Origin of the sequence: Acuticoccus sediminis (genome assembly GCF_003258595.1) — a bacterium.
GTDB classification, from domain to species: domain Bacteria; phylum Pseudomonadota; class Alphaproteobacteria; order Rhizobiales; family Amorphaceae; genus Acuticoccus; species Acuticoccus sediminis.
In genome coordinates this window covers 433,241-445,614 of the sequence record NZ_QHHQ01000003.1, presented here as the reverse complement: position 1 = coordinate 445,614, position 12,374 = coordinate 433,241, and the positions used below count along the sequence as shown (strand labels likewise).

Annotated in this window: 11 protein-coding genes; 7 read left to right on the top strand and 4 right to left on the bottom strand. The window is 70.1% G+C overall.

Translation table 11 applies throughout. The features are described from left to right. Positions 1 to 40: 40 nt before the first annotated feature. Together otnK and DLJ53_RS16380 are read left to right on the top strand one after the other, a co-directional pair. Complete coding sequence (gene otnK / locus DLJ53_RS16385) at positions 41 to 1,369, top strand: 3-oxo-tetronate kinase (RefSeq protein WP_111347225.1); 1,329 nt, start codon at positions 41 to 43, stop codon at positions 1,367 to 1,369. Then, the gene (locus tag DLJ53_RS16380; RefSeq protein WP_111347224.1) at positions 1,359 to 2,006 is read left to right on the top strand and encodes a class II aldolase/adducin family protein; all 648 of its coding nucleotides are present in this window, start codon (positions 1,359 to 1,361) and stop codon (positions 2,004 to 2,006) included. Before otnK ends, DLJ53_RS16380 begins: the two co-directional genes overlap by 11 nt. Before the next feature lie 201 nt (positions 2,007 to 2,207). Here the strand turns inward: DLJ53_RS16380 and DLJ53_RS16375 are convergent, their stop codons facing one another. From DLJ53_RS16375 to DLJ53_RS16360, 4 genes are all read right to left on the bottom strand, one after another. After that, positions 2,208 to 3,260, bottom strand: coding sequence for an extracellular solute-binding protein (locus tag DLJ53_RS16375; RefSeq protein ID WP_111347222.1), 1,053 nt, complete (start codon positions 3,258 to 3,260; stop codon positions 2,208 to 2,210). A 40-nt stretch (positions 3,261 to 3,300) separates the two neighbouring features. Then, positions 3,301 to 4,101 carry an ABC transporter permease gene (locus tag DLJ53_RS16370; RefSeq protein WP_111347221.1) on the bottom strand — a complete coding sequence of 267 codons (801 nt, stop codon included), beginning with the start codon at positions 4,099 to 4,101 and terminating at the stop codon, positions 3,301 to 3,303. Further along, a complete protein-coding gene (locus tag DLJ53_RS16365) occupies positions 4,098 to 4,901 on the bottom strand; it encodes an ABC transporter permease (protein ID WP_244935097.1) in 804 nt (267 codons plus the stop codon). Before DLJ53_RS16365 ends, DLJ53_RS16370 begins: the two co-directional genes overlap by 4 nt. 110 nt (positions 4,902 to 5,011) lie before the next feature. Next, positions 5,012 to 6,103 (bottom strand): ABC transporter ATP-binding protein, encoded by a 1,092-nt coding sequence (locus DLJ53_RS16360; RefSeq protein WP_111347218.1) that lies wholly within the window; start codon positions 6,101 to 6,103, stop codon positions 5,012 to 5,014. 404 nt (positions 6,104 to 6,507) lie between these two features. Between DLJ53_RS16360 and DLJ53_RS16355 the strand changes: the two genes are divergently transcribed. The 5 genes from DLJ53_RS16355 to DLJ53_RS16335 are packed head-to-tail and all read left to right on the top strand — an operon-like array spanning position 6,508 to position 12,049. After that, a complete protein-coding gene (locus tag DLJ53_RS16355; RefSeq protein WP_111347216.1) occupies positions 6,508 to 7,761 on the top strand; it encodes an aminotransferase class III-fold pyridoxal phosphate-dependent enzyme in 1,254 nt (417 codons plus the stop codon). After that, on the top strand, positions 7,754 to 8,464 hold the full coding sequence (locus tag DLJ53_RS16350; protein WP_202913191.1) for a GntR family transcriptional regulator: 711 nt from the start codon (positions 7,754 to 7,756) through the stop codon (positions 8,462 to 8,464). The genes DLJ53_RS16355 and DLJ53_RS16350 overlap by 8 nt, the downstream gene beginning before the upstream one ends. Beyond that, entirely contained in the window at positions 8,461 to 9,354 is an 894-nt protein-coding gene (locus tag DLJ53_RS16345; protein ID WP_111347214.1) for a transketolase, read from the top strand. Before DLJ53_RS16350 ends, DLJ53_RS16345 begins: the two co-directional genes overlap by 4 nt. Beyond that, positions 9,351 to 10,382 (top strand): transketolase family protein, encoded by a 1,032-nt coding sequence (locus tag DLJ53_RS16340; protein ID WP_111347213.1) that lies wholly within the window; start codon positions 9,351 to 9,353, stop codon positions 10,380 to 10,382. Before DLJ53_RS16345 ends, DLJ53_RS16340 begins: the two co-directional genes overlap by 4 nt. Before the next feature lie 5 nt (positions 10,383 to 10,387). Continuing rightward, complete coding sequence (locus DLJ53_RS16335) at positions 10,388 to 12,049, top strand: N,N-dimethylformamidase beta subunit family domain-containing protein (RefSeq protein ID WP_111347211.1); 1,662 nt, start codon at positions 10,388 to 10,390, stop codon at positions 12,047 to 12,049. The last annotated feature ends 325 nt before the right edge of the window (positions 12,050 to 12,374 follow it).

Here is a 12,374-nt window from a genome sequence, read left to right as displayed (position 1 = left end):
CCATGGCTATCGTGCGGACGGATGACGGGAGTACACGGGAATGGCGGGGCCGATTTTTGGCGCGATCGCTGACGACCTGACGGGCGGGCTAGAGCTTGCGGGCATGCTGGTCGGGCAGGGAGCGCGTGTCGCGTTCGTGACAGCCCCGGGCGAGGTCGCCGCCCTGGCGGCGGAGGCGGACGCGCTCGACGCCGTCGTCGTCGCCCTCAAGATCCGCGTCGTCCCGGCGGAGCGGGCCATCGCCGACGCGGTGACCGCCGCCGGCGCCCTGATGGCCCTCGGCTGCCGGCAGCTCTTCTACAAGTACTGCGCCACGTTCGACTCCACCGACCGCGGCAACATCGGCCCCGTCGCCGACCGGCTGGCGGAGATGACCGGCGCGGAAGCGGTCTACTTCGTGCCGTCCTTCCCGGAGGTCGGCCGGACGGTCTACCTCAACCATCTCTTCGTCGGCACCCAGCTCCTCTCCGAGTCGCCCAAGCGCTACGACCCGCTGACGCCGATGACCGACCCGGACATCGCCCGCGTCCTCGCCCGCCAGTCCGCGCGCCCGGTGGGTGCCGTGCACTATCCTGCCGTGCGCCAGGGCGCCGACGCGATCCGCTCGGCGACGGCGCGGGCGGTGGCCGAGGGCGCGCGGCATCTCGTTGTCGACGCGATCCTCCCGGAGGACCTCGCCGTGATCGCCGAGGCGGCCGCCGACATGCCCTTCCTGACGGGCAACTCCTCCGTCGCGGAATACCTGCCGGCGGCATGGCGCCGGCGCGGCTGGCTCGCCGAGGGGGCGGCCGGCGATGCCCTGCCGGCAATCGACGGTCCCGGCGTCGTCCTCGCCGGAAGCTGCGCGGAACGCACGATCGAGCAGCTCGCCGCGTTCGAGGCCGCCGGGCACCCGGTGCTGCGCCTCGCGCTGTCGCCCGCCGACAACGCGGACACCGTCGCCGAGCGGGCCGCGCGCTGGGTCCTCGCGCAGCCGGTCCCGTCCGCCGTCGCGACGTCCGCGGGCCCGGACGAGGTGGCGCGGCTCCAGTCGGCGCTCGGGCGCGAAGGCGCGTCGCAGCTCGCCGAGACGATCCTGTCGGGCATCGCGCGCCGTGTCGCCGCGGGCGGCGTCCGCCGCATCCTCGTCGCCGGTGGGGAGAGCTCCGGCGTCGTGGTGGAGACGCTGGGGCTGAAACGCCTCGCCGTCGGCGCCTTCACGGTGCCGGGCATGGGGCGTGCGGTTTCGACCGAACCGGCGCTCTCGCTGGTCCTCAAGTCGGGCAAGCTCGGCGACGTCGGCATGTTCGTCGAGGCGCTCGACGCGATGGGCGGCGACGGCACGGCGACATCCGGCACCACGCGGGAGGCCCTGACCGATGCGCACTGAGGCCGAGGCCCGCGCCGCCATCGTCGCCGCCGTCCAGCGCCTGGAGGCGACAGGCCTCAACCACGGCAGCTCCGGCAACGTCAGCGTCCGGTGGCAGGACGGGGCCCTCATCACGCCGACGGGTGCCGGCGCCTCGCTGACGCCCGAGGAGGTGGTGCACGTCGATCTCGACGGCGGCGTGATCGGTGCCGGCATCCCCTCCAGCGAGTGGCGCTTCCACACCGAGATCCTGCGCCATCGGCCCGAGGCCGGGGCCGTCGTCCATACTCACGCGGACGCGTGCGTGGCGCTCTCGTGCCTGCGGCGCCCGCTGCCGGCCTTCCACTACATGGTGGCGAGCTTCGGCGGGACGGACGTGCGTTGCGCCGACTACCGCGTGTTCGGTTCGGATGCGTTGGCGGCGGCGGCGCTGAGGGCGCTGGAGGGGCGTTACGCCTGCCTCCTCGCCAACCACGGCATGATCGCCTTCGGCCGCGACCTCAGTCACGCGTTGTCCTTGACGGTGAAGCTCGAGACGCTGGCGCGGCAGTACCTGCTGAGCTGCCAGGGCGGGGCGCCGGTCGTCCTGTCGGCCGACGACATGGCGGAGGTTGCCGAGCGGTACAAGGTCTACGGCGTCGCCGCGATGCCGCGGTAGGAGACGCCTCCCGCCATCGCCGGACGCTCCCGGGGTCGTCCGGACACGGCCTGCCGCCATCGCCGGACGGGGGTGTCCCGCGATCCGGTAGACCGATGTCCAAGGTTACGGCGGAGCGCGAGGGGAACGGCCCCGCCGCGACCCGCGGCAACGAAAAAGGGCCGCGAGCGGCCCTTCGGGATACGCGGGTCCGCAGGGGACTTACTGCGTGATCCAGGCGTTCCAGCGTTCGCGCAGCATGTCGCGGTTCTTGCCGATCCACTCGAAGTCCGGCTTCACCAGCAGCTCGTAGTTCGCCGGGTAGGTGGCAAAGAGCTTCTGCTCGTCCTCCGGGAGCTGGGCGAGGCCGGCGGTGGAGGAGGTGGCGTAGTTCACGGCACGCATGAACTCGGGATGGCCCTTGGCGTTGCCGTAGAAGAAGTCGATGAACTTGAAGGCGGCGTCGGTGTCGGGCGCGTTCTTCAGGACCGCGAAGTAGCCGGTGTCGCGCGGGGCTCCGTTCCAGACCATCCCCCAGGGCGCGCCTTCCTTGATGGTGGCGAGGGCGCGGCCGGAGTAGGCCATCGTCATCGCGACTTCCTTGTCGCGCATGATCTGCTGCACCTGGTTGCCGGTCTTCCACCAGACATTGATGTGCGGCTTGATCTCGTCGAGCTTGGCGTAGGCGCGGTCCATGTCGAACGGGAAGAGCTCCTCCGGCTTCACGCCGTCGGCGAGGAGGGCCACCAGCGGCACCCACCAGTCGCGGTCGCCGGTGTCGGGCAGCCCACGCGGCCCGGGGAAGGCCTCGACGTCCCAGAAGTCGGCCCAGCTCTCGGGCGCCTTGTCGCCGTAGACCTCCTTGTCGTAGGCGAGCAGCATGCCGCCGGTGGTGCGGGCGACGCCGTACTCCTCGCACGCGCCGGGGAGCGCGTACTCGACGATGTTCTCCATCTCGTCGCACGGGATCTTCTCGAGCATGTCGCGCTTGTCGATGAGGTCCGGTCCCGTCGCGGTGACGATGTCGAACTCGACGTTGCCGGTGCGCATCATGCCTTCGGCGCGGGCCCATTGGTCGGGCACCTCGATGTCGAAGGGGATCACTTCGATGCCCGTATCGTCATAGAAGGGCTCGTACATGTGCTCTTCCATCATGTTGCGCATCAGGCCGCCGGTGGTGGCGATCACCAGCTCCTGCGCCGAGGCGGTCCCAACGCCGCCCATGATGAGGGCCGCGGCGATGACGCCGGCCCGTTTCGTCGCGTTCAGATCCATCGATCGGCTCTCCTCGTTGAGAAGGTGTTTTCGGGGGTCGTTACTCGGCACGCGCTGCCGCCGCGTGGGCCGACCAGCGCCGCAGCAAGGCGGCGAGGAGCAGCACGGCGACCGACAGGAGCGTCAGCAGCACGGCGATGGCAGGAATGACGGGGGTGAGGTTCTGCTCGATGTTGTCGAACATCATGCGCGGCAGCGTCTTGTCGCGGATGCCGGCAAGGAAGAACGAGATCACCGGCTCGTCGAACGAGATGATGAAGGCGAAGAGGGCGCCCGACAGCACGTTCGGCAGGATCATCGGCAGCGTGACGAGGCGGAAGGCGGTGAAGCGTGTCGCGCCGCAGCTCATCGCCGCGTCCTCGAGCGCCGGGTCCACTCGCGTCAGCGCGGCGGCGACGGTGAAGACGGTGAAGGGCATCGCGATAACCGAATGGGCCATCACGTAGCCGATGGTGGTCCCCGAGAGACCGACCTGGCCGAAGAACAGGTAGAGCGCCACGGCGAGCGCGATGTGCGGCACGACGATCGGCCCGATCAGCAGCGCCTGGAACAGCGCGCCTATGCCGCCCGCGCCGCGCACCAGCGCGTAGGTCGCCATGGTGCCTATGACCGACGTCGTCAGCGAGACGAAGAGCGCGATGGTGAGGGAGAACTGCGCCGCGCGCATCCAGCGCCGGTTGCCGAAGAACTCGGCGAACCAGTTCAGGGTGAAGCCCTCCGGCGGGAAGGTGAGGTAGGCGGGCTCGGAGAAGGCCATCGGCAGGATCACGAGGATCGGCACGATGATGAAGGCGAGCACCGCGTAGACGTAGGCGTTGAGCATCAGCGAGCGCGCGTTCATGCCCCGCCCCCCATCAGCCGGTCGAAGCGCATCACGCGGGAGAAGATGAGCGTGATGGCGGTGACGAAGAGCGTGAGGACGCCGACGAGCGCGGCCGCGAAGGGCCAGTCCAGCATCTCGCGGATCTGCTGGGAGATGAGGGTCGCGATCATCATCTCCTGCGGCGAGCCGAGGAGGGCCGGGGTGATGAAGTAGCCGAGCGCCGTCAGGAACACGAGGAGCGTGCCGGAGATGACGCCGGGCAGGGCGAGCGGCAGGATCACCTCGCGGAAGGTCTTCAGCGGCCCCGCGCCGAGGATGGCGGCGGCGCGCGAGAGGTCCTGCGGGATGTTCCGGAGGGCGCCGTAGATCGGCAGCACCATGAACGGAAGGAGGACGTGCGCCATCGCGACGACGACGGCGCCACGCGTATAGAGGAGCTGGATCGGCTCGCTGGTGACCCCGACCGCCTGCAGGCCCTCGTTGATGAGGCCGTGACGCTGCAGCAGAACCGCCCAGGCGGCCGTGCGCACCAGCACCGAGGACCAGAACGGCAGCACGACGCAGGCGGTGATGAAGATCGCCATCGGCCCCCTGGACCGCGCCATCAGCAGCGCGACGGGAAAGGCGAGCGCGAGGCACAGCGCGGTCACGGTGAGCGCGATGGCGAAGGTGCGCCAAAGAACGCGGGCATAGACCGGGTTGGAGACGACGCGCTCGTAGTGCTCGAGCGTCGGGTGCGGCTCCAGGAAGGAGATCGAGAGGAGGTTGACCAGCGGCCAGAGGAAGGCGGCCACCAGCAGGACGAAGAACGGCGCCATGAGGAGCAGCACGCCCCCTCTGGAGAGGTGCCGCCCCTCCGCGCGGAAGAGGCCGGAGAGGTAGCCCCCGCCCTCGGCGGGGACGGCCGTCGCCGTGTCCGCGGTGGCGCTCATTCCGCGTCGTCCCGCGGATAGACGAGGAGCGCGTTCTCGGGGGCGTGAAGCGTGATCGGCTGGCCCTCCTCGATGGCGCCGATGGTGGCGCTCGCCATGCGGGCTCGCACCTCGGTGCCGTCCGGCAGGCGGGCGATGACGAGGGTCCCGGCGCCGGCGTAGACGACCTCCTCGACGCGTGCCTCCAGCGTGCGCTCGCCGCCTTCGACGGCGGTGGGCGAGAGGCGTTCCGGGCGGATGGCGAGCGTCGCCGGGCCCGGCGCGACGGGTGCCACGCACGCGTCGGCGGGGAGCGCCCAGCGGGCGCCGCCGGGAAGCGAGACGGCCCCGGCCTCGTAGGTGACCGGGATGAAGTTCATCTCGCCGATGAAGCCGGCGGCGAAGAGGTTGGCGGGCCGCTCGTAGAGCTCGCGCGCGGGGGCGACCTGCTGCACCCGTCCGTCGCGCAGGATGGCGACGCGGTCGGCCATCGTGAGCGCCTCGCCCTGGTCGTGGGTGACGAAGACGACGGTCATGCCGAGCTGGTGGTGCAGCCGCTTGATCTCGAGCTGCATCTCCTCGCGCAGGTTCTTGTCGAGCGCGGAGAGCGGCTCGTCCATCAGGAGGACGCGGGGCTGGTAGACGATGGCGCGGGCGAGGGCGACGCGCTGCTGCTGCCCGCCGGAGAGCTGGCCCGGCATGCGCTCCCCGTAGCCGTCGAGCCGTACCGTGGCGAGGGCCTCGGCGGCGCGGCGGCGGCGTTCCCTGAGGGGCACGCGGCGCATCTTCAGCGGGAAGGCGACGTTGTCGATCACCGAGAGGTGCGGGAACAGCGTGTAGTGCTGGAACACCATGCCGATGTTGCGCCGGAAGGGCGGCACGCGGGTGCAGTCGACGCCGCCGATGTCGATGCGGCCGGCGGAGGGGAACTCGAAGCCGGCAATGCTCGTCAAGACGGTCGACTTGCCGGAGCCGGAGGGGCCGAGGAGGGCGACGAACTCGCCCGCCTCGATGTCGAGCGAAACGTCGTCCACGGCCACGGTGGAGTCGAACACCTTTCGCAAGCTCTGGATGGAGATTGCAGCTCCGGTGGTCGTCCTGTCGGTCATCGGCACTCCCGGTCCGTGCATAGGCCTCTTTCGTCGGTCGCCGGGGTGTTGAGGGCGGTCGCGTCCCGGCGTCCGGAGAGCGTATTTGCTATATCAAAATCGCGAAAGAGCCTTTTGAGCTTAATCGAAAAAAATTTGGTTTTGTGATAGCTTGCGGGATCAGGTTGCATGGGTTTTGAGCATGGCCTGGAGCGTATCGTTGCGCCGAATTCTGGGTATCTCTAGCGTTTTCCATCGATTGCCCGAGCGATGTGCCGAGACTCGCTCCAATTGCGGCAAAATTTATCATCAATAAAGATGCCGATTTCGTCGGGCGATCGTTGACAGCCTCCGGTGTCGGGCGCAGACATGATATATCAAATGGCCGTCCGATGACCGCCATCGACGCTTCGAGGACCCCCCGAATGGATCATCTTGCCCGACCCACCGAATCGACGCGCGACCGCAGCTTGCGCCAGCGCGCCGCCACGGTGATTCCGGGCGGGATGTGGGGCCATCAGCGCGCGGCGGCGGTTCCCGCCGGTTACCCGCAGTTCTTCCGTGCCGGCGAGGGCGCGCGCGTCACCGATGTCGACGGCAACACGTACATCGACTTCATGTGCAGCTGGGGGCCGATCATCCTCGGCCACCGCCACCCCGCGGTGGATGCTGCGGCACGCGCGCAGTGGGACCTCGGCGATTGCCTCGACGGGCCGACCGAGCATGCCGTCATCCTCGCCGAGCTGCTCGTGGAGACAATCCCCCATGCCGAATGGGCGCTGTTCCAGAAGAACGGCACCGACGCTACCACCGCCTGCGTCACCATCGCCCGCGCCGGGACGGGGCGGCGCAGGATCCTGGTCGCCCAGGGCGCCTATCATGGCGCCGTGCCGTGGTGCTCGCCCTCGCTCGTGGGCGTCACGGCGGAGGACCGAGCGCATATCCGAACCTACGCCTACAACGATGCCGAGAGCCTCCGGGCCGCGGCGGAGGAGGCCGGGGGCGACATCGCCGCCATCATCGTCTCGGCGCTGAAACACGACCTCGGCAAGCGCCAGGAGTTGCCGGATCCCGCCTTCGCCCGGGCGGCGCGCGAGATCTGTGACGCGACCGGCGCGGCCCTCATCCTCGACGACGTGCGCGCCGGGTTTCGCCTCGATCTCGGCGGGAGCTGGGAGACAGTGGGCGTGCGGCCGGACCTCGCCGCCTACTCGAAGGCCATCGCCAACGGCCACGCCCTCGCCGCGGTGACGGGTACGGAGCGCTTCCGCGACGCGGCCTCGCGCGCCTTCTTCACCGGATCGTTCTGGACCGGCGGTGCCGCGATGGCCGCCGCCGTCACCACCATCACCGAGCTTTCCCGCATCGACGGACCGGCGCGGATCGAGGCCGCGGGGCTCCGCCTGCGCGCCGGCCTCGCCTGGCAGGCCGAACGGCACGGCATCGAGATCGTCCAGTCCGGCCCGCCCGCGATGCCGCTCGTCCAGTTCGTGGGCGACACGCCGGAGGCCGCGACCGGCGAGGCCTTCTGCCGGGAAGCGCTCGCCCGCGGCGTCTACATGCACCACCGCCACAACATGTTCCTGAGCTGCGCGCATACCGACGCGGAGATCGACCGCGCCCTCGAGGCGACGGACGGCGCGTTCGCCGCGGTGGCCGCCCGGACGCGCCGTGGCTGACACCGGCCGCGCCCCCGCTGCATCCGATCCGAAGGGGGACGACGGCGGCGAGAGCCTCTCCGGCGCCGTCCTCGCCCGGCTGCGCAATGCCCTGATGCGCGGCGAGATGGTGCCGCACCAGCGCTTCAAGGTCCGCGAGCTCGCCCAGCGCATGGGGACCTCCGAGACGCCGGTGCGCGAGGCGCTGTTCCAGCTTTCGCGGGAAGGGGCGATGGAGATCAAGCCGCGCTACTACATCCGCGTGCGCCGGCTCAGCCTGGCCGAGTACGACGAGATCCGCGACATCCGCATGACCCTCGAGCCGATGGCGGCCGAGCGTGCGCTGCCGCTCCTCACGAACGCCGACATCGACGAACTCGCCGCCGTGCACGAGCGCCTCGTCGCGGCGGAGGCATCGGGCGACTGGGCCACCGCGCTTCAGGCCAACTTCGACTTTCACTTCGGCCTCTACTACCGCAGCCGCCGGCCGGTGATCATCGAGGTTCTGGAGGGGCTGTGGATCCGCGTCGGCCCGCTCCTGTCCGAACTCTACCCCGACGCCAAGCCCACCTACGCCGTGCGCCACCAGCACCTCAACGTGCTCGACGCGCTGCGGCGGCGGGAGGCCTACACGCTGCGCGACGCCATCCGCATGGACCTGCTGGAAGGCGGCGCGCGCCTGCGTCAGCACCTTGCGCAACTGGAGACCCGACCGCCCCGATGACCGAGCGACTCCATCCCGACCCGCGCGCCAACACCGGCGCGGAGACCATCGCCGACCGGGCGAAGTTCATCCGCACCGAGACGCTACGCCTGACCCGCATCGCCGGCGCGGGGCACTACTCCTCCACCTTCTCCTGCGCCGAGATCCTGGCGGCGCTCTACTACCGGATCCTCGCCATCGACCCGTCGGACCCCGACTGGGAGGGCCGCGACCGGTTCGTCATGTCGAAGGGGCACGCGGCCATCGGCCTCTACCCGGTGCTCGCCGACCTCGGCTACTTCGATCCGGCCGAGCTCGAGACCTACACCCGCCTCGGCTCCCGCTACGGCGACCATCCCGACATGAAGAAGGTGAGGGGGCTCGACTTCTCCGCCGGCTCGCTCGGCCACGGCCTGTCGGTCGCCATCGGCATCGCCCTCGCCGCCCGCGTGAAGGCGCTCACCCACCGCACCTACGTGCTGCTGGGCGACGGCGAGCTCTCGGAGGGGCAGGTCTGGGAGGCGGCCTCGGCGGCGGCACACTTCGGCCTGCAGGGCCTCGTCGCGATCGTCGACCGCAACGGGCTCTGCATCGACGGTCACACCGAGGACGTAATGGCGATCGAACCCGTCCACGAGCGCTTCGCCGCCTTCGGATGGGACGTGACGCGCATCGACGGCCACGACATCCCGGCCCTGATCGAGACGCTCGAGGCGCTGCCGCCACCCGGCAAGGGCCGTCCGCAGGCGATCATCGCCGACACCATCAAGGGGCGCGGCGTGCGGCGCATGGAGATGAGCCTCGACTGGCACGTCGGCAACCTCGTCGGCGAGGACTACGACGACGTGATGGCGGAGCTCGAAGCCGGCCTCCAGCCCTACGTTCCCTACGAGCCGGAGCCGGCGCAATGACCACCGAAATGCAGAACGAGGCGGAGATCTTCCGCGGCACCACGCTCGGCGAGACGCGGCTCAAGGACCGCCGCTCGGTCCGCGGCACGCCGAAGACCGGCATGCCGGCCTTCGTCCTCGGCGAGGAGCTCGCCGCGCTCGCCGACACGGACCCCCGCATCGTGGTCGCGACCGCCGACCTCGCGAGCGCCAACCGAACCAACGACTTCCGCGCGCGCCATCCGGACCGCTTCTTCAACTTCGGCATCGCCGAGCGCAACATGATCACCGCGGCCGCCGGGATGGCGTCGTCCGGCCTCGTCCCGTTCGTCGCGACGTTCGCCAGCTTCGCCGCGATCCTGGGCGCCGAGCAGATCAAGACCGACTGTGCCTACCCGCGCCAGAAGGTTCGCGTGGTCGGCACGCACTCCGGCATGTCCATGGGCTTCTACGGCTCCTCCCACCACAGCCTCGAGGACCTCGGCATGATGCGTGCGGTCGCCGACCTGACCGTCGCCTGCGCGACCGACGCCGACCACCTGCGCGGCCTCCTCAGGATCGCCGTCGACCAGCCGGGCGCCATGTACATCCGCCTCGGCCGGGGCCGGGACCCGAAGGTCTACGACGCCGTGCCGGACCTCGCCTTCGGCCGCGCCGTCACGCTGCGCGAGGGGCGCGACCTGACGATCCTCGCCACCGGCTCCACCGTGCGCGCGAGCCTCGACGCGGCGGAGGCGCTGGCGGCGGACGGCGTCACGGTCCGTGTCGTCGACATGTGGACCATCGCCCCGCTGGATGTCGCCGCCATCGAGGCGGCCGCCGGCGAGACCGGCGCGATCCTCACGGTCGAGGAGCACAACCTCACCGGCGGGCTCGGCAGCGCGGTGGCCGAGGTCCTCGTCGACCTGCCCCGCATTCCCTTCAAGCGCCATGGCGTTCCCGACCGGTTCGTCGAGGTCGGTCCGCCCGCGGCGCTCTACGCCCACTACCAACTGGACGCGCCGGGCATCGCCGGCGTCGCCCGCGAGCTTCTGGCGCGCAAAGGCTGAGCGAGATGACGAAAAAGCCGTTCCAATTCCCCGAGACGGGTCCGCACGCGATCCAGCCGCGCCGCGTGCGCCCCGGATACGCAGACGAGCATTTCCTCAGCGACTACCGCTTCCAGGCGCCGCGCGAGGACCCCGAGTTCGCCGAGGTCTTCGTCTACACCGAGAAAATGTCCTACGACCCCGGCGAGACGGTCGAGTTCCATGGCTCGTGCAACGCGCAGAGCTGGACCATCTCGATCTACCGGGACGGCGCCGCGCCGGAGATGATGCACGAGGCGACGGGCCTCCCCGGCGAGTTCACCGCGACGTCCAGCACCGCCTACATGGACGGCTGCGACTGGCCGGTGCTGACGCGCTGGACGATCCCCGAGGGTACGCGCTCCGGCTTCTACCGCGTCGTGTCGACGTGCCTGCGCAAGGACGGCGAGCGGTTCGTGCAGCACCACTTCTTCGTGGTGCGCCCGACCGCCGAGACGCAGCAGGGCCGGCTCCTCGTGATGCTCGCGACCGGCACCTGGACCGCGTACAACGACTGGGGCGGCGCCAACCACTATTTCGGCACCTGGGGGCCGGAGAAGAACGACGGCTCGCCCATCCTGTCGCTGAAGCGGCCCTGGACGCGCGGCATGCTGTGGCTGCCGAAGGGCGCGGCGCGCATCACCGTCGACCGCTGGCCGGACATGGGCGACGCCCCGCGCTACCCCTCCAAGGAGTGGGGCTACTCGGGCGGCTGGGGTCAGTACTACGCGGCCGCCGGCTGGGCCCAGTTCGACCGGCACTTCGTCGTCTGGGCCGAGGCGCAGGGTTTCAAGGTCGACATCATCACCCAGACGGACCTCCACTACCGCCCCGAGATTCTCGACCGCTACACCTGCCTCGCCACCTCCGGCCACGACGAGTACTGGTCGTGGGAGATGCGCAAGACCGTCGAGGATTTCGTCGAGAAAGGCGGCGGCTTCGCCCGCTTCGGCGGCAACTACCTCTGGCAGATCCGCCTGGAGGAAGAGGGGTCGAGCCAGGTCTGCTGGAAGTTCAAGGCGCCCACCCAGGACCCGTACCGGGACGGCCCGGAGAAGCACAAGCTGACCGCGAGCTGGGAGTCCAGGGAGGTGGCATGGCCGGGCGCGTCGACCGTGGGCGTCAACGGCTGCCACGGCATGTACGCCAGCTGGGGCGGCTTCAGCCCGCGTGGCACCCGCGGCTTCACCGTCTACCGGCCCGAGCACTGGATCTTCGGGGGCACGAACCTGCGCTATGCCGACATCTTCGGCCATGAGGCGCAGATCTTCGGCTACGAGGTGGACGGCCTCAACTACACCTTCCACCAGGGCCTGCCCTATGCGGTGGCCGAGCCGGGCGTGCCGGACAACATCGAGATCCTCGCGATGAGCCCGGCGATGCTCTACGAGTACGAGCACCAGGGTCCGGGCCTGCGCTACTACCTCTACGACAGCGACCTCGTCGGCCTGATGGGGCTCGCGCCGGAGGAGGGCGACGAGGCCCGCAAGCGCTACCAGCACGGCTCCGGCATGGTCGTCGGCATGAAGCGCGGCCGGGGCGAGGTGATCACCGCCGGCTCATGCGAGTGGGTGATGGGTCTGACGCGCCACGACATCTTCACCGAGACGATCACCCGCAACGTCCTGGACCGCTTCACCGCGGAGTAGCGCGAACGGCCGGCAAACCCCGACGGGTTTGCCGGCCCACCGCCCGGTGCAGGCCGGGACGCCGACTGCCGGGTGGACCAGCCGGCATCACGCGGTGAAGAACGCTCGCCGCAGGACGTGCCGGCCGGGCGAGAGCGCATTGCGGACGCCGCCGCACCCACCGCCCGTAAAGTGCGTAAATCTATGATATTCCGCTTATAATTCGGCCCTAGACGTAGCTCGACCGGCGAGTTTGCGTCTCGCCACATGCGCCGGGGGCCCGATCTGCGACCGCGAACCAACCGCCAAGCGCGCAACCGATCGGTTTTTGCCGCGGGCGCTGGAG